Annotated in this window: 16 protein-coding genes; all 16 read left to right on the plus strand. The window is 51.4% G+C overall.

What is annotated here, in order from left to right:
* Positions 1 to 66 precede the first annotated feature (66 nt).
* The 16 genes from gspD to G9Q73_RS05540 all read left to right on the plus strand — a co-directional run bounded on the left by gspD (position 67) and on the right by G9Q73_RS05540 (position 18,409).
* Entirely contained in the window at positions 67 to 2,202 is a 2,136-nt protein-coding gene (gspD, locus tag G9Q73_RS05465; RefSeq protein ID WP_246345042.1) for a type II secretion system secretin GspD, read from the plus strand.
* Between the two features lie 62 nt (positions 2,203 to 2,264).
* A complete protein-coding gene (locus tag G9Q73_RS05470; protein ID WP_177418901.1) occupies positions 2,265 to 4,025 on the plus strand; it encodes a GspE/PulE family protein in 1,761 nt (586 codons plus the stop codon).
* Between the two features lies 1 nt (position 4,026).
* Positions 4,027 to 5,247 (plus strand): type II secretion system F family protein, encoded by a 1,221-nt coding sequence (locus G9Q73_RS05475; RefSeq protein ID WP_177418902.1) that lies wholly within the window; start codon positions 4,027 to 4,029, stop codon positions 5,245 to 5,247.
* A gap of 12 nt (positions 5,248 to 5,259) precedes the next feature.
* Positions 5,260 to 5,697, plus strand: a complete 438-nt coding sequence (gene gspG / locus G9Q73_RS05480) for a type II secretion system major pseudopilin GspG (RefSeq protein WP_246345044.1) — start codon at positions 5,260 to 5,262, stop codon at positions 5,695 to 5,697.
* A gap of 7 nt (positions 5,698 to 5,704) precedes the next feature.
* On the plus strand, positions 5,705 to 6,166 hold the full coding sequence (locus G9Q73_RS05485) for a prepilin-type N-terminal cleavage/methylation domain-containing protein (protein WP_177418903.1): 462 nt from the start codon (positions 5,705 to 5,707) through the stop codon (positions 6,164 to 6,166).
* On the plus strand, positions 6,150 to 6,563 hold the full coding sequence (locus G9Q73_RS05490) for a type IV pilus modification PilV family protein (protein ID WP_177418904.1): 414 nt from the start codon (positions 6,150 to 6,152) through the stop codon (positions 6,561 to 6,563). The genes G9Q73_RS05485 and G9Q73_RS05490 overlap by 17 nt, the downstream gene beginning before the upstream one ends.
* A gap of 49 nt (positions 6,564 to 6,612) precedes the next feature.
* Positions 6,613 to 7,263 (plus strand): PulJ/GspJ family protein, encoded by a 651-nt coding sequence (locus tag G9Q73_RS05495; RefSeq protein WP_281397556.1) that lies wholly within the window; start codon positions 6,613 to 6,615, stop codon positions 7,261 to 7,263.
* Between the two features lie 48 nt (positions 7,264 to 7,311).
* On the plus strand, positions 7,312 to 8,196 hold the full coding sequence (locus G9Q73_RS05500) for a type II secretion system minor pseudopilin (RefSeq protein ID WP_177418906.1): 885 nt from the start codon (positions 7,312 to 7,314) through the stop codon (positions 8,194 to 8,196).
* Entirely contained in the window at positions 8,189 to 9,280 is a 1,092-nt protein-coding gene (locus G9Q73_RS05505; RefSeq protein ID WP_246345046.1) for a PilN domain-containing protein, read from the plus strand. Before G9Q73_RS05500 ends, G9Q73_RS05505 begins: the two co-directional genes overlap by 8 nt.
* A complete protein-coding gene (gene gspM, locus G9Q73_RS05510; protein ID WP_177418907.1) occupies positions 9,277 to 9,873 on the plus strand; it encodes a type II secretion system protein GspM in 597 nt (198 codons plus the stop codon). Before G9Q73_RS05505 ends, gspM begins: the two co-directional genes overlap by 4 nt.
* Complete coding sequence (locus G9Q73_RS05515) at positions 9,870 to 10,445, plus strand: hypothetical protein (protein ID WP_177418908.1); 576 nt, start codon at positions 9,870 to 9,872, stop codon at positions 10,443 to 10,445. The genes gspM and G9Q73_RS05515 overlap by 4 nt, the downstream gene beginning before the upstream one ends.
* A 53-nt stretch (positions 10,446 to 10,498) precedes the next feature.
* The gene (locus G9Q73_RS05520; protein ID WP_177418909.1) at positions 10,499 to 12,262 is read left to right on the plus strand and encodes an ExeA family protein; all 1,764 of its coding nucleotides are present in this window, start codon (positions 10,499 to 10,501) and stop codon (positions 12,260 to 12,262) included.
* 31 nt (positions 12,263 to 12,293) lie between these two features.
* Complete coding sequence (locus G9Q73_RS05525; RefSeq protein ID WP_177418910.1) at positions 12,294 to 13,211, plus strand: general secretion pathway protein GspB; 918 nt, start codon at positions 12,294 to 12,296, stop codon at positions 13,209 to 13,211.
* A gap of 468 nt (positions 13,212 to 13,679) precedes the next feature.
* The gene (locus tag G9Q73_RS05530) at positions 13,680 to 14,339 is read left to right on the plus strand and encodes a response regulator transcription factor (RefSeq protein WP_177418911.1); all 660 of its coding nucleotides are present in this window, start codon (positions 13,680 to 13,682) and stop codon (positions 14,337 to 14,339) included.
* Positions 14,336 to 15,682, plus strand: coding sequence for an ATP-binding protein (locus tag G9Q73_RS05535; RefSeq protein ID WP_177418912.1), 1,347 nt, complete (start codon positions 14,336 to 14,338; stop codon positions 15,680 to 15,682). Before G9Q73_RS05530 ends, G9Q73_RS05535 begins: the two co-directional genes overlap by 4 nt.
* A gap of 186 nt (positions 15,683 to 15,868) precedes the next feature.
* Entirely contained in the window at positions 15,869 to 18,409 is a 2,541-nt protein-coding gene (locus tag G9Q73_RS05540) for a cytochrome C (protein WP_246345047.1), read from the plus strand.
* Positions 18,410 to 18,431 lie beyond the last annotated feature (22 nt).

Below are 18,431 nucleotides of genomic sequence, written 5' to 3' on the forward strand. Positions count from 1 at the left end.
GCGTGCGCCCCTGTGACCGAGAAACCGGCCAGACAGTTTGAGCCACGGTTAGTGGAATCAGCGCCGATGCCTGTGATGCCGGAAGACCTGACCGCTAACCTGCAATACCCGGGAGGTGAACAGGAACCGGTCTATGCAACGATCACGGGCGATGATCGGGAGTCTCTTGAGAACAAGGCGCCGTTCATGAAACTCGGCAGTGGGAGATTTATCAACGCACCTGCCAGGAAGGAACAGGCTGTGAAGCCGTCTGGCGAAATAACCCTGAATTTTGAGAGCGTAGATATCCGCGAAGTTATCAAAATCATTTTTGAGGAGATACTTCATGAAAACTATCTGATCAACAAGAATGTCCAGGGGGTGGTAACTATGCATACAGAGACCCCTGTGGCGGTCGATAGTGTGCTCGCTATTCTGGAGTCGGTCCTGCATAGCAACGGTGCCGGTCTTGTCCTGAGCCATGGGATTTACAAGATTGTTACGCTCTCTGATATCAAAAAACAGTCGGTGGTTCCGTCGGTTGGCAAGCGGGGAAAAAGCATCTCAGCGGGTTTCGGCACACAGATCGTTCCTCTCCAGTATGTCGCGGCAAAAGAGATCCGTAAGATACTGGAACCAATGATCCCGGAGGGGCTGTCGTTGAGTATCGACGAAGCCAGAAACCTGCTGTTTATTTCGGGAATCCGGTCGCAGATCAATCAGGCACTCGAGACGATCAAGCTGTTCGATGTTGATTGGCTGAAAGGAATGTCCTTCGGCCTGTTTCCTCTGGAGTATGCGGACTCTGCCACGATCGTGGATGAGTTAAACAAAATCATCGGTTCTGCTGCTGACAGCCCCCTATCGGGTATTGTGCGTTTGGTGCCGATCGAGAGACTTAACTCCATCATGGTGATTACACACCAGCCGAAATATCTTGAAGAGGCAAGACGTCTGGTGGAGCAGTTTGACCGGGGAACAGTGACTTCTCCCGGACAACGTCTCTATGTCTATCACCTGAGGCACGCCAAAGCAGAAGAGATCGCCGGTCTGTTGCAGGAGATCTTTGGTGGTGCTGGAGGCTCTGGGTCGGACTCTGGTGCAGGCAAGGATATTCCACCGCCGCAGGAGCGATCCAACGTGCGTTCCCCGTCTCAGTCTGCGGTCCCTCCCAAAGGTGGCGCCAAAGAGAGCCTCTCCACTGGGTCTGCGAGTATGACAGCCGGCAAAGAGGGGGGGACGAGGGGCAGCGGAGGTCAGGGCTCGGTAAATATCATTCCTGATCAGAACCGCAATGCGATTCTTATACTCGCCTCGGCTCGGGATTACAGGGCAGTGGAGGCTACTATTCGCAAGCTTGACGTGCAGCCTATGCAGGTGCTGATCGAGGCAACGATTGCTGAAGTGGCTTTGACCGATAATCTGAGTTATGGCGTGCGCTGGTTTCTCCAGGGAAATATTGGAGAGCACATGATTCAGACAGGTCTGAACCTACCGCTTCCCGGTTCAGTATCGGGGCCCGGGTTGGCGCTGGGTATCCTCAACAGTGCAGATGAATTAAGACTGTTTTTCGATCTGCTCAATTCCCAGTCTTCAGTCGAGTTTCTTTCTGCGCCACAGATCATGGTGGTTGACAATAAAACAGCCAATTTCCGCGTGGGTGATCAGATTCCCATAACGACCCGCTCTTCACAGAGCACCACCAATCCTGATGCGCCGATCGTTACCGAGGTGCAGTTTCGTGATACAGGAACGCTGCTGTCGGTTACGCCCAGGGTTAATGTTGGTGGCATGGTGACACTTGAAATCAACCAGGAGGTCAGTGTGCCTGGAACTTCGCCTGCGGTGGGTGGCGGTGGGAATGTTCCCATCTCCCAGCGCACCATCGATAGTACTGTGGTGGTGCATAGCGGCCAGACCGTGGTGCTTGGCGGCATGATCACTCAGTCCACCAGCCATTCGCAAGATGGAATCCCCATTCTCATGGACTTGCCGGGTGTCGGCAAATTCTTTAGTAGTACGACGGAAGACGTCACTCGAACCGAGCTCATTATTACCATCACGCCGCGTGTCATCACCAATCCGATGCAGGCAAAGGCAGTGACCGATAGGCTTCGAAAACGGCTCAAGGATGCGAGTGCGCTGGAGATGTCTCTACAACAAGAGCTTTCAGCGAGGCCTGCCTTACCCAGCGAAACCCCGGCCGTGAAATCGGTGCAGTGAGAATTGGAGCGAAGTGACGTGGATGTTGAACAGAATCGATGTCGCAGAGGCAGGAACCATTAATGATTGTTTCGGTACCAGACAAGCGTCTTGAGACAGCAGTCAGTGAAGTTGCTGTGGATGAGGCTGTCCCGATCAATGGCGGCCTCGGCACCTATCTGGTCCGAACAGGACGCCTAAGGCAGGATGAGGCGGACAATGCCTTCAAAATCTTTCTGGATCAGGATGGCGAAGCCTCGTTCGGCTTGTTGTTGGTGCGTATGGGTATGCTCTCTGACAAGGATCTTGCTGAGGCGCAAGCGGCATGTCTTGATATTCCCCTCATAGATGGAAGAGCCTTCCCGGACACCATGCCCTGCGAAGGAAAGGTGTCCAGGGAATTTCTGAAAAAGAACCTCAGTGTGATCGTCGAGGAGAACGACGATAACCTCATCGTGGCAATGGCAGACCCCGACAATCACTATTTGCTCGATGCATTGAAAATGATTACGGGCAAGAAGGTGGAACCCAGGGTGGGTATTGCCTCAGAGATCGAGGCGGCCTTTCGTCAAAGATATAGCGGAACAGGGGAAGCCGAATCGGCCGGTTCTGACTTCAATGTGACGGGTGCCGGGATCTCCGGTGATGACGTGGAACACCTGAAGGAACTGGCGAGCGAAGCGCCGGTCATCAAGTTGGTCAACCAGTTGATTCAGCAAGCGGTCAGTCAGAATGCTTCGGATATTCATATCGAGCCGTTTGAAAGGATGCTGATGATCAGATACCGCGTGGATGGTGTTCTGCGGGAAGTGGAGCGTGCCCCTGTTGAGATCGCTGCCGCCGTGGTATCCAGAATCAAGATTTTGTCTAATCTGAACATCGCAGAGCGTCGTTTGCCACAGGATGGAAGATTCCAGCTTACCGTGCGGGGTTCACGGCTCGATCTGCGTGTATCCACTGCACCTACGATAAACGGTGAGAGTGTGGTGCTCCGCCTGCTGCCAAGCAACAGTACGGCGGATGACTTCGACGGCCTTGGGTTTACACAAAAACAGAAGGATGACCTTCTATCCGTACTCTCCTATCCGCACGGAATCGTATTGGTAACAGGGCCTACCGGCAGCGGTAAAACGACCACTCTCTATGCGGCATTAAACTATCTCAATACCCCAGAGAGGAAGATTCTCACAGTAGAGGATCCAGTAGAATATAACATTGAAGGTATAAACCAAATTCAGGTTAAACCACAGATCGGCCTGACATTTGCCAACGCCCTGCGTACCATCGTGCGGCAGGATCCGGATGTGATAATGATCGGTGAGATGCGGGATCAGGAGACCGCATCCATAGCCGTGCAGTCTGCGCTCACGGGTCACCTGGTGCTGTCTACGCTGCATACGAATGACGCAGCGGGAAGTATCACCCGGCTTCTCGATATGGGGGTGGATGATTTCCTGCTTAAATCAACGGTAAATGCGGTCGTCGCACAGCGATTGGTTCGCACACTCTGTAATGACTGCAAGAGACCTTATGTGGCCTCCGACAAAGTGGAAGAGCGGTTACATCTTCGGCAAATCGTTGGGGATTCTGCAATAACGCTCTATTCTGCAGAGGGTTGTGACGAGTGTGATGGAACGGGTTTTACAGGCCGCTCGGCAATCGTCGAACTCATCATACTTGATGATGGACTAAGGGATTTAATCATTAGCCATGCCGATTCGGTTGCAATTGCGCGTTACGCCAGGGAGAACGGATCGGGCACGATGTATGAAGATGGACTCAGAAAAGCTGCTGCCGGGGTGACCACTATTGAGGAGGTGTTGCGTGTAACGCGACTCGACTGATATGGCAGCCTACTTCTTCAGAGCCGCATCCCTGGAGGGAGATATTACGGAGGGGATTGTCGATGGCAGCAATCGCGAGAGCGTCGTTGAACTCATCCAATCCCAAGGCAGGATTCCGATCAGGGTAGAACTGAAAACGGAAACCCCAGAGAAAAAACTCAGTAAGTCATCGAATTCCTTCTTCAGGCGCAGAAAAAAAGATCAGATACTGACTTTTACACGTGAACTCGCGACACTTCTAAAGGCAGGACTTTCTTTGGATAAGTCTCTTTCTCTGCTGATAGAGGTAAACAGTGCCGACCCGTATTCACAAGTGCTCGCGAATCTCCAGGACAAGATTAAAGGCGGGTCCTCTTTTGCTGATGCCCTGGAATCAGAGGGGAGTGAGTTTCCGAGTATCTATGTCAGCTTGGTGAGGGCGGGTGAACTCGGCGGTGCACTTGAGACTGTACTGGAGCGCCTTGCCGACCACCTCGAACGTAGCAGTGAACTGCGTGAATCGCTGAAATCCGCCATGATCTATCCAATGATTTTGGTGGTGGTGGCGATCTCATCGATTATTTTACTCCTGACCTATGTAATTCCCCAGTTCAAAGAACTTTTCGAAGGTATGGGAAGTTCTCTTCCAATGTCGACGGCTATCATTTTACAGACAGGAGACTTTATCAAACACCAGGGATGGATCGTTCTGCTGGTCATTTTTTTGGTTGTGATGCTTATCCGGTACCAATTACGCACACCGGAGGGAAAATTGCGTTGGCACAGGCGGGTGTTGTCGATGCCACTGGTTGGTGGTCTTATCACACGGATGGAAGTGGCTGTGTTCAGCCGCACGCTGGGAACACTGCTGCAGAACGGAGTTCCGATGATAAAGGCAATCTCCATCGTGCGTGAGACGGTACAAAACCGAGTCATAACAAAAAGTATGGATGAGGTTATCAAGGGGTTGAAAGAGGGAGGCGATCTCTCCTCGCCATTGGCTGAATCAGGATACTTCCCCGAGTTTGCCGTACAGATGATCAGAGTCGGTGAAGAGTCTGGAGAGATGGAGCAGATGTTGCTTCATGTTGCGGATATCTACGATAAAGAGGTCAACCGTGAGTTGAAGCGGACGTTGGCGCTTCTGGAACCGGTACTGATCCTCGTTCTTGGCGTAATTATCGCGGGGGTAATCATGTCCATACTGGTGGCGATTATGGGCATCAATCAAATGGTTGTATGAGAGGCGGAATGTATGATCAAAAAAATGGCATATAGCCGATCGCATGTGTGTTACGGATTCACATTGATCGAACTGTTGGTGGTATTGGTGATATTGGGGCTGCTTGCAGGCTTGGTGGGTCCGCAGATGGTGCGTTATCTCGGCGGAGCGAAAACTGATACCACGATGCTGCAAATTGAGGAGTTTGGCGCTGGGCTGGATCTGTTTCATCTGGAGGTCGGTCGCTACCCGACCACAGATGAAGGTCTGATCGCGCTTGTCGAAAAACCAAATAGCGTAGAGGGTTGGAACGGACCGTATCTGAAGAAAAAGCAGATTCCGGAAGATCCCTGGGGAAATGAGTATCTCTATAGGTTTCCTGGGGATAATGGAATTTATGACCTCTACTCGTTTGGGCAGGACAATACAGAAGGAGGAACCGGTGAGGCACAGGACGTCGTGAGCTGGTGAGGTCGCGATGAGAATGCGCTTTGCACATGGTTTTACGCTGCTGGAACTTTTGCTTGTGTTGACTGTGTCGGGTCTGATAATCGCAATGGTTCCGCCGCTACTCAGCAGAGCGATGCCGACAGTTAATGCAAGGAGTGCGGTAAGTGATCTCTCTGCAATTATTCGAAATGTACGAAGCCGGGCAATTGTTTTGAATGAAACAAGAGTGATCTATTTTGACCGGGAAAGCCGCACCATATTTGAGGAAGGGGGCAATCAAAAACTTCAGATCGAGGAACCTCTACGAATTAAAGTGGGGAATCTCAACAGAAGCGAAGAGATTCAAAAGATCCTGGTGGCCCATCCTGATGGCAGTGTAAATGGCAGCGTGATTACGATAAGTGGAGGTAAAAAGAGTTACATACTCCGTCCCAACTGGGTTACCGGCGCTTTGAGCATAGAAGATCGTGTCGATGAAAGCACCATGTGACAGGAAGGTATCGCAAAAAGGCTTCACTTTGATAGAGGTGCTTGTTGCTTTCGTCATCCTTGCCATGGCGTTGTCCGTACTGTTTCGGATCTTCTCCGGCGGATTGGGAAACATATCCATCGGCGAGCGATATGCGGGTGCAGTCACACTGGCGGAGACACTACTCGATGAGGCGAATTTGTCGCAATCCGAGATGTCCGGTTCACGCAGTGGATCCCGCGAAGACGGATACCGTTGGGTCAAGACGGTTCAGGCGTATGAGGTCCTTGACCAGGATGGGAACTCCATACCGGTTGAGAATCTGCAGAAGGTAGAGGTCCAGATCACCTGGGAGGCAATGGGCAGGGAGCGCCATATGGTACTTTCAACCCTTCGAGGGGATAGGAGAAAATATTAATCATGCTTGTCAGAATTATAAAGAATGCTTTGACGGGGACATAAGTTCAATGGTGTCTGAGAGTCGTAAGCAATCAGGATTTACCTTGCTGGAGTTGCTGGTCGCAGTGACGATTCTGACGTTGCTGATGACGGCAGCTTTCGGCTCTGTTTATTACGCAAGCAAGAGTTGGAAGACAGGTATTGCGACGATTGAGAACCAGGATCTGCGTCGCTCTGCAGACCGATTTGTCTCGGGAATCCTGCGTCAGATCTCAACCTATTCATATAGCGAAGATGGCAGGAGAAAGATCGAATTCAATGGTTCAGGCAGGAGTGTGGGTTTTGTGGGGCCAACGCCTGCCAATGACGAGCTTTACGCTCAATACGAGTACCTGTTCGAATATAAGAGAAGTGGTACGAGTGGAGAATTGTTGATGTTTTATCGCCCCCGATTGCCAGGCGAAACAGGTCTTTCCCTGGACGATAGAGATGACAAATTAATGCTGCTTTCCGATCTAAAGAATTTGCGTCTGAGCTATTACGGACGCAAAGATGAGCGTTCCATGTCCAGTTGGCACAGTCGCTGGAGCGAAGAAATTCAGGAATATCCTGAATTGATCAGGTTCGAATATCAATTTGAAGGGGAGAGGATGCCAAGGCGGGCTGTTATCGGTATCCGATCGAGTGCGAAGAGTGTCGATGGGAACCGTTCAGGGTAGTTATCGGATATTGAAGATAGTGATTGCAAAGCGCAGAAGGTACGGATCATGGTGATCGCAGCAAAAAGACAGACGCATAAGGAACAGGGCATTGCTCTGGTACTGGTGTTGTGGCTGATTGTGCTGCTCAGTGTGATCGGGGGAAGCCATGCAAGAAATGGAAGAATGGAGTTAACGATTGCCGGCAATCAGTTTAAGTCGCTGAAGGCCAGGTTACACGCAGAGGCTGGGGTTTATCTGGCTATTGAGGATCTTATTTCCCCGCAAGGCAACAGCCGATATTTACTCCGCGGAATGGAAAACAGGGAGGATTTTCTCGGTACATCATTGTCAATATCCATTGTGAGTGCGGTGGGGCTGGTGGATATCAATAATGCAGAGACAGCAGTTCTTTCAGCACTTTTGAACTCGGCGGGCATGAAGGAAGAGGAGCAGGATGCACTGGTGGATTCCATACTCGACTGGCGGGATGTGGACGATCTTGTACGGCTGAATGGCGCGGAGAAGAAACAGTACGATTTTGCGCGACTACCCTATGTCCCTGCAAACGGGGCGTTCAGAAGTGTAAACGAACTGAAGCTGGTTCTGGGAATGAACATGATGGTCTACCGTGAAATCGCCCCTTTTATCACAGTTGATGCTCGAACCGGTGAAATCGACACTACCCAAGCGCCACCTGAACTACTGCAACGGCTCGGACAGGTGAGCGGAGATCAGGAGTTGTTCGAAACTGAGGGAGGCGAGAGCGATGGTGAGACTTTTCACGCCAAACCCTCGCACCCTGTGTTTCACCTGGAGGTCTATGCGTTGACAAAGGAAGGAGGCAGCGCACACATTAGAGTGACTGTCGATATCAGCAGGAGAGAAAAGGAAAGGTACCGTATTCTCTCATGGAGAGAACTTCCAGGAAAAGGGAGGTACAGCAATGGCTGATTTGAGTCGCTCCATGTTGGCGTCGCTTTCAACCGATGTCAGGGGATTCGGCAGCTGGTGGGTTTCTGAGCTTACTGGAATGATGCCTGAATTTCTGAAAAGGATGGTACTCAGTGGAAAGATCTATCGGATAGAGATCGACGGTGAAGATTTTGTCGCGAGACGACTGGAAAAGGCCGGGTCGAGCTCGGTGGTCGTGGCGGTTGGCCGGGTGGACGGCAGACAGGAAGAGAATCACGAAACCCACTTGAGAGATGCGAGAAAAGTCGAACTGATACTTCCATCAGACTATATTCTCAATAAAACCCTGACGCTGCCGAAAGCGGCTGAGGAGAACCTTAGGGAGGTGATCTCTTTCCAGATGAAGAGAGAGACGCCATTCGAACCGTCTCAAGTCTATTACGATTACCTTGTCACAGGGCGGGACAAGAAGAGTAAGACCATCCAAGTTGCACTCTATGTTGCAATGAAGCAACAAGTCGATTCCCTGCTTGAGCAGTTGCGAGACTATAACGTCAGGATAGATCAAGTGACCGCTGAGGTGCAAAAAGGTGTGGATGGAAAAGCGTTGAATCTTATTCCCGGCCTTAAGATGAAGCGAGGAGATACATTTTCACGATACTTGAATATCACCCTCGCGAGCGTTTCTCTGCTGTTGTTGCTTTTGAATGTTGCATTTCCGGTATGGGAAAAAGCTGTTCAGCTGAAAGAACTCATTCCCATTGAGCAGCAGCTCAAGTCGAATATGAACGAAGCGCGTGAGTTGCGGGAAAAGGTCGCTATGGCCAGGCGCAAAGTGGAATTCATCAGGGAACGCAAAACAGGTGCAACACCGATACTGGAGATAATTGATGAGTTGACCCGTCTGATTCCCGATGATACCTGGATCGATAACCTGCAGTTTGATGATGAAGAGGTGAATATTCATGGATTCTCGGTCTCGGCTGCATCATTGATATCACTGGTTGAATCATCCGATCTCTTCAAGCGTGCACGGTTCAGATCGTCAGTAACGCAAAACAGACTCAACGGTTTGGAGCGTTTCCATCTCTCGGCAGAAGTGGTGAGAGGAGAGGAGAGATGACGGATAATTTGTCGACTACTTCCAGAAAATTCTTGGCGGCTACGCTGCTTCTGTTGGTCGTGGTTGCGCTTGGCAGCGCCATCATACTGCCCTACCTGAATCTGAAGCATGCATATAGTGAAGAGTTGGCCAGCGTGGAGAAGCGTATTGAGATCTACAGGCGATCAGTGGGTGTGGCCGACAAACTCAGGCGGCAGCATCGGAGACTGGAGGGAGTTAACACCAAGGACAAACGATATCTGAAGAGCCAGATCGAATCACTGGCTGGGGCGGAGCTTCAGGGAATATTGAAACGGGTGGTCAAGTCTCATGGAGCAGAGGTATTCAGTACACAGGTGCTGCCTTCTGAACAGCAGGAACAGTTTTCGAATGTCTCTATCCGGGTTCGCATGAAGGGGACGATGGAGTCGGTGGCCGGGGTAATTTATGCGTTGGAAAGCAGAAAGCCCTATCTCTTCGTTTCCGCGTTGCAGATACGTGGCAAGAGAGGGTCTCATCGGCGATCCAGAACCTTTGATCGGAAACAGAAGATCCAGAAACGACAACTTGATCTTGACTTTGTGCTGTCCGGATATATGAGGAGTCAATCTTGAGTTTAATGGCTGGCCGGATCACCACATTGACGATCATGCTGACGCTTACGACGGTAGGATTTGCTGCGTTGTTGCACTATCAATGGAATGGCGGTCAGGCAGGCAGGGCGGGGTTCTCTGAGCACTTGCAATCGAACGGAGGCGAAGATAGCGATAACAACCGCAAAAACCGTACTCCTTATGCCGCTCTACCAAAGAGTGCCTATCGGGAGGTGCTGGAACGCCCTCTGTTCACCGAAGGACGTATTCCGCCAGTGATAGAGAAGGCACAGATTATTCCGGTTCAGGATAACCTGGCGCTTAAGCTTGAAGGCGTCGTTTTTGTAAACGAGCGGCATATCGCCATTGTGCGTGATCACAAGAGCAGAGAGTTGTTGAGACTTCCTGCTGGTGGAGATTACAAGGGATGGCAGGTTGCCGAGGTAGGCAAGGGGGAAGTCGTTTTGCGCAAAGGAAAAAGAAGTATCACCCTGCTATTGGAGACAAGTGTCAGTACGCCGCTGGGAGCAAGCCGTATTTCTCCCAAGCAACTCATGAAAAAACAGAAGATGCCGATCCTTGTTCCCAGATAATCAAGTGAAGGATTGGATTTTAACAGTGGCGGAAACCGTCTGGAGTAAACACCATGGCCTCAATCTATAGGGACTATTTCAGGATTGACGAAGATCCGTTCTCGATCACGCCGGATCCGAAATTCCTCTTCCTAAGCAGGAATCATCGTGAAGCTTTGGCCCATCTGCGGTTCGGCATGGAGGAGGGGGGTGGTTTCGTGCTGCTGACCGGCGGCGTAGGGACAGGCAAGACGTTGCTCTGTAGAAATCTGTTGGAGAGCCTGCCGGATGAAGTCGATGTCGCATTAATCCTCAATCCCAGGCTGGAGCCGTTTGAACTGGTGGCCTCAATCTGTGATGAGCTGCATATCGAATATCCGAATGCTGCCGAAAGCATCAAGGTGCTGATCGACCATCTCAACAGCTATCTGCTAAGTTCCCACGCGACTGGTCGGAGGACGGTAGTCATCATCGACGAGGCGCAGAATCTTAGCTACGAAGCCCTTGAACAGGTCAGGCTATTAACCAATCTTGAAACCAAAACTGAAAAGCTGATGCAGATATTCCTCATCGGCCAATCCGAACTGAAAGAGATTCTGGATCAACCTAATCTGCGGCAGCTGACCCAGAGGATCACTGCCCGGTATCATCTGCAATCGATGGGTCGGCCTGAGACCAAGGAGTACATCAGGCATCGCCTCGAAGTGGTCGGAATTTCGCAAAATCTCTTCACAAATAGCGCGTTGGAGGCGGTGCATCAACTCACCAAAGGCATTCCCCGCCGGATTAATATCTATTGTGAACGTGCAATGGTGGCCGCTTATGCGGAACGCAAAAATGAGGTCGACTACTTCATGCTGAAGCGTGTGGCAGAAGAAGTGGAGGGCAAGCGACAGACAGGTAGATGGCGGGGTCTGCTCAAGGTTTCCGCCGTGGCAGCGGTACTGGTTGTTTTGAGTGCAACCCTGTCGCTCAACGACATCATAAGCTTTGGAAACAATGTTGAGCAGCAGATGCGGTTGCTCTTGGCGGATCCGGCAGTACATAAAAAAGGCACTCCTGTCGTTTCAAAAGAGATCGCTACTGCCACCGCCATCCCGAATAACAAGGTGAATTTCTCTCCAATAAAGATTGCGCAGGCCGGCTATTCCGATTCAGAGGTGGCTGTGCCTGCAAAAGCGGAGTATCCGCTGGTCGATGGAAAAGAGTTCGAGGCAATGACTGCGGTGGAGATGTTTCCAGAGAATCGGGCCTTCAGCACGCTGCTCCGCTATTGGAATGTTGATACTCCTGCCGTAGTAGATGGCTCTACATTCTGTAAGACTGCGGATGTCCATAAATTAAAATGTGTCTACGGGAAAGGCACTTGGACAAGTCTGGAGTATTTCAACAGACCGGTGATCATTGAACTGGAAACATCCGATGGCCGTTTGGTCAATATGATGGTGACTGAATTGCACGGCAATAGAGTCGTGATTGATCACAACGGAGTACGCATGCAACTTGAACGGGCCACTATTGATCATTTGTGGTCCGGGAGCTATGTATTGCTGTGGAAGCCACCGCAACTCAACGACACCACGCTGGCTGTAGGTGCGCGCGGTCAGGATGTTTTATGGCTCAATGACATACTTGACCGGGACGAAGGGATTTACGGGATCCAGACGCAGGGAGAACGAAACGACAGGTTCGATCAGAGTCTGGTTAAAAGGGTGGTCAGATTTCAACAAAAACACGGTTTGACACCAGACGGAATCGTGGGTGAGCAGACGCTTATTCAATTACAGTCCGCATCCGGAGATCCTGACGTGCCACTTCTGATGCAGTCGAAGGGATAGGGTGGGCGATATGTCATATATATTAAACGCTTTGGATCAGGCAGATCGGGAGAGAAACAAAGGTGGTGATGTAGAAAGAACGCCTATGTCCGACAGCCAAAATGCAAACGGCAAGCTGACATGGCTTCTTGCCGCGATGGGGATGCTGTTACTGAGCGGGATTGCCGCGCTGTTTGCTATTGATGGTACCAATGTACCTGTCCCTGCTGAACAAAGCGGTGAAACTCAGACGGTTAGGCGTCTGCCGCCTAAAATGGAATCGCCGAAGATACAACTTTCCACACAACAGCGGGGTACCTCTTTGCTGGCATCGATAAAAAGGGGGAGGCAGCAACAAGAGGTGCCAAGTAAGCCTAATATAATGAGCAGCCAGAAAATAGGTGTGATGGATTTCAACGAGGATAAGGTTGCAAAAAAAAGTGACGTTCTGACTACGAGTGTTCCGTCGCCGGTAGCACTTGATCGACAAGACAACCCGCCTGATATCTCCACTGATCGGAAAACAGTGGAAGTCAGCGATAGTGTTGGAGGCGGTGATTCAGACTTCGGGTCAGCGAATCGCTTGAGTCATGGGGTTGGTGAGCCGACCGAGTTGCAGATCCCTGTATCCCCATCTTCCGCACTGCCGCCACCGGCGATGGTCGAGAATACTGAGCCTCCCGCAGCTGAGATCATGGCCAATAAGTCAGTCAGTGAAATTCCTTTTATCTTTGAATTGCCCTATACAAAAAGACTGCGGATACCCGATATCACAATCAACGTGCATGTCTACAATTCCAATGCGGACAAACGTTTTGCCATTATCAATATGCGTAAGTATCGGGAGGGGGATCAGTTGCAGGGCAGCAGCGTAAAGCTGTCCCAGGTGACGCCGCATGGCATCGTTATCGACTATGGGAGTGGTTTGGTGCGGATTGATAAGGGTGTGGTCTATCGGAAGTCCACTTAGTGTCTGTTCGGAAACGTCGTTTTTTTACCACGAAGCGCACGAAGGTAATTTATTGTTAATCAATCTTTTACCTTAGCGCTCTTCGCGTTCTTTGCGGTTAGATATGGGTTTCCGGACGAACACTATTTAGTAACTGGTCACGACCCCATGATAGTACAGAAAATACGGAATCGTAGGATGTGCTGAGCGTAGCGATGCGCATCTGTAGCGATTGATGCGGTTCGCTATACTCACCGCATCCTACACGTATTCTCAGCATTCACCATGCCAGAATAGATACGGCAAGAGATTGATTTACCATAACAATTTCTTTCTGTACTTCACCAGATGAAGACGCCACTAATATTGAATATTTCAGGCTCCTGACCACTTGATCCTGGAGGTCTGACGGACTGCCATTTCTTGCCTAATTCAGGATTTGGGTCCATGTTAAATCCTCTGTCTATTGAAAATCGGATAACTTATGCCATGACGCAAATCCTTTTAGTGGAAGATGATGAACTCCTTGGTGACGGTATTAGTAAGGTTCTCTCTCGGCGGGGTGATCAGCTGGAATGGGTTCGTGATGGACGCTCTGCGCTCACTGCGATATCGGAGAGGGAGCCGGATCTGGTGCTGCTCGATATCAATCTTCCCGATATCTCAGGCTTCGACGTTCTGAAAGCCATTCGGTCAGCGGAAAATGATGTGCCGATACTGGTTCTTACCGCTCGTAGTAGCGTCTCCAACCGGGTGTTTGCACTCGACAACGGTGCTGACGACTACCTGGTAAAACCTTTTGATATCGAGGAGTTGTGTGCCCGTGTCCGTGCGCTGCGACGCCGCTCTGCCAGTCAGAACGAAGGTCGGTTGCGTTGCGGAGAACTGGTGATGGATACATTGGCGCTGACTTTGTCTTTGGCGGGTGAACCCGTCAATCTATCGATACGGGAGTTTACCTTGCTGCGGACGCTTATGGAGAACCGTGGGAGAGTAATGTCGCGTCATCAGTTGGAAGAGGAACTCTATGGATGGGATGTAGAGGTGGCGAGTAACACCATCGAAGTCCATGTTCACAACCTTCGCAAGAAGTTGACCAGCTGCATTATTCGTACGGTGCGTGGCGTCGGCTACATTATCGAAAAATGAAACAATCTTTACGATTTCGTCTGCTCTTCTTTGTCCTGACCAGTTTTATCATTGGTTGGTTGACGATTTCCGGGTTTACCTGGTGGCGCGCTACGGCTGAGGCTGATGCCCTGTTTGATGAACAGCTTTTTCAACTTGCCACCTTGCTGGCTGTTGTGACTTCACATGAGGCGGAAGAGCAGGATCTCGACGAGTTTGCGGAGGATCTGCAGGTAAATGGTTATAGCGATCCGCCAGTGTTCCAGGTGTGGTCCTCCGATGGCCTACTGCTGGTACACGGCCCAAATGCCCCCAGACAACCCTTATCACTCAATCTCGAAACTGGGTACAGCAATGTGGTGATGAGAGGGCATCAATGGCGTGTTTATACTCGTTATACAAGTGATAAAAAACATCGAATCCAGGTGGCGCAGGAGAGCGCCAGTCGGGAAGTCAGAATGCTCGGTTTTGTTGTGAATATCTTATCCCCCTTGCTGCTGGCGCTACCGATGATTGGGATACTTTGGTGGGTTGTCGTACGGGCATTGAATCCCTTGGATAGGCTGGTTCATCAAATTGGCGCGCGTAGTGCCACCAATCTTGAAGCAATCGACACTACGATAGCGCCGGCTGAAGCGAAGGTGTTGGTGGATGCTATCAACGATCTGTTCCAGAAGCTGCAATCTTCCATCAACCGCTACAACCAGTTTACCGCCGATGCCGCCCATGAACTACGAACCCCACTCGCGGGTTCGGTCGTTCAAATCCATGCGGCACTTGAAAGCAGCGATGAAAGTGAACGGAAACATTCGTTGAATCAGGCATTGAAAGGTCTGTCAAAACTCCATCGTCTGGTGGAGCAGTTGCTGGTGTTCTCTCGCATGGAGCCGGAAGTGGCGATGTTGGAGTTTGCCCCCCTGGATTTGAAGGAGCTGTCGGTTGAGGTAGTATCGGAATGTGCTCCTGGCTACCTTGAAAGGGACGTTACCCTGGAACTGGAGGCTCCACATCCGGTAAAACTCAAGGGTAATTGGGAGTTGCTTGCCGTTGCCTTGCGAAATCTATTGGATAATGCGGTCCGGGTTACCCCTGCTGGCGGAGTGATCAAGGTTAGTCTTCTGGCCGATGATGATTTTGTCTCCCTTGTGGTAATCGATGCCGGGCCGGGTATTACGGACCAGAACAAGGCATTGGTTTTCGGGCGGTTTCACCGCCTCCTTGGGACCATTGGTCAGGGGAGTGGCCTTGGCTTGTCGATCGTTCACAGTGCGGTGCGACTGCATGGTGGCACAGTCATGTTGGAAGATGGTGAAGATGGAAAAGGTCTCCGGGTTGTGATTAAAATTCCTATTGGAAACGCCTAGCCGTCCTGGCTGTAAAAAATGTGAAATAATTCCCAAATCCTTAAGCAATCCTTAAGATTTACTGGCTATCTTGGTATGCAGAGCCTGCGGTCGATCTCAGCGACCGAAGGCGCCGACACATACCAGTGGGGAATAGCCAATATGTTTACTGACTACGTGCGAGTTCTAATTAGCGCCGGAGTTGTCTTGTGTATTTCACTACCGGGGATCTCCTCGGCAGGTAGTGACAGATTCAAAATCGAGGAAGCCAAATGGGATAGTGAAAAATCCCGCCTGAAGGTAAAAGGCAAAGGCATGGAGGACAAAACAGTCACCCTGATGTATGCATTCGACCAGACCGTGATCAACAGCAAGACTATCGATGACGACGAATGGAAATTCAAAGAGTACGATCTGGCGGTGGTTCCCTGCAGTGTGCGGGCTGTTCAATCAGATGGGAAGGTTGCCGAGAAACGCGTCAAACACGCCCCCGCTGATTGCGATACGGGTGATACTGGTGGCGGAACGCCTCCTCCTGTTGTGATACCTCCACCGGTTGGGACGGAGGTCTCGATCAACTCCACCAGCCAGAATGGAACTCCCGGCATTCCGGTAGCCGAACAGCCCTTGGTCAATCAGGCTGGCTACAAGATCTTCGCCATCAATGATCTGGGAATGCACTGTGGCGACCTGGATACCCGTGTATCCAGTATTCTGCCTCCCTTCAACGTACTGCATGCAACAGTTATCCAACAAGGCAATGACCCAAAGGTCATGCTGCCTGCTGATGGCGTTAGTGTGGTCTATTCGGCAGCTTCAAACCCGTTTGATCCTATCCTTAGCGGTATTAACTCAGCCGGTTCAGGTCCTGTATCTTCCAGCATGCTGCCTGATGGCAGTGTATTTAAAACCAACTTCTGGGACGGCGCGCGAGCGGCTTACGATGCCTTCTACCCATCGGGGATCCTGCCGGCCTTCTATCCGCCAGGCGCCAACATCCTGGATTTGGGTCTGCCCATGCCGAACGTGGAGCAGCTCTATCTGGGTGACGGAAACCTGACTGCGGATCAACAGTCCATGTCCGGTCGCCATGCACCTTATACGGACAACCTCACCGAGCTGTTCGAAGCCTTTGTGATAGATCAACCCTTCTTTACCAACCCAGCGTTTAAATTTGGTTATGTAAAGGAGGGGGTGAACTGGTATGAAGCGCCAGGCATACCTATGACCGCCTATGATGATTTTGGCCGTGAGAATCCCTGGCCACTGCTTCGGGTTCAGGCGATCGATGCAGGCGGAACCGTTCTGGCATCCAACGACACGGTTGTTCCAATCTCCGGTGAGGCCAATTGCGGCATCTGCCACAACGCGCAGGTCGATGGCGGCAACGGTGAAGCCACAAAAAATCTCGTTGGTGAACCGGTCACAGTGCTCGACGATCCACTACTGGATGAAGTCCCCCTGGATGTCAGCCTGGAGTATGCCGCAGATCTCAACCTTGTACGTCTGCATGACCAGAAACATGGCACCGACCTGGAGAACTCCCAGCCGGTGGTCTGCCAAACTTGCCACTACACTCCGGCACTTGATCTGGCACAGTTGGGTCCGCTGGGACCTGAGAATGACGGACCACTCGTACTCAACGGCGTACACATATCGGATTCCCTGGCCAACGGACGTGATCAGATCAAACACAAATCCATGTCTAATGTGATGCACAGCCACCATGGTAGCGTTACCGATGCCAACGGCGACAAACTGTTCCCCGATATGCCGCCAGCCATCAAGAACGATCTTGGCATAGTCGAGAACTTCCAACAGCGCCGGGATGCCCTGGAAGCTACCTGTTACCAGTGTCACCCTGGCCGACGCACCGACTGCCTGCGCGGTGCCATGTCCAATGGCGGCATGCTCTGTCAGGACTGCCACGGCAACATGGAACAGGTGGGTAATGACTTCACCCGAGGTGTCTCTCCCGCTACACCGGGTGAGTTCGAGTTGGGTGGTGGTTTCTATAAGACACCGGAGCTGACTGCAGATGTTGTAGGCAAAAACCAGCCACGTGTTCCCTGGGCCAACGAACCCGGTTGCGGCTCCTGCCATACCGGCGATGCCATGGATAGTCTGTCAGGTGCTGCCGGCACGGTGGTCAACAATGTTGATGCCGATGCGAATGTGGACGGTATCCGTCTGTTCCAGGCCTTCCGCAGCGACGACACCAAAGCCACCCCGATTGTTCCCAGCAACAAGCGATTTGCTGAGAATGTGATCGAGGCGAACAATCCCGCAGTGTCTGGGCCTGATGATCCCCGTATCGGTAACCCGATGCTTTACCGGGTCAGCACCGGCCACGAAGGTATCTTCTGCGAAGCCTGCCACGGCGCCACTCATGGTATCTGGCCGAACAAGAATCCAGATGCCAACGACAATGTCGCCGCCGTTCAGTTGCAGGGACACACCGGCACCATCTCTGAATGCAGCACCTGCCACACGGGTGATTTGGGCAACACTCTGGAAGGTCCTCATGGCATGCACCCGGTTGGAGATACTTCGTTCTCTGATGGCGGACATGAGGACATGGCCGAGAACAATCCCGATGCCTGCCGTGCCTGTCATGGTGTGAACGGCGAGGGAACGGTACTCGCCCGCGCAGCGACAGACCGCACCCTGTCCAACGAGGGCAAGTCGATCACACTCACCAAAGGAGAGCCGGTGACCTGTACGCACTGCCATGAAAATGAACTGTAATAAATAAACAGTTTCTCCAAAC

This window comes from endosymbiont of Lamellibrachia barhami (genome assembly GCF_011947365.2).
GTDB lineage: Bacteria > Pseudomonadota > Gammaproteobacteria > Chromatiales > Chromatiaceae > QGON01.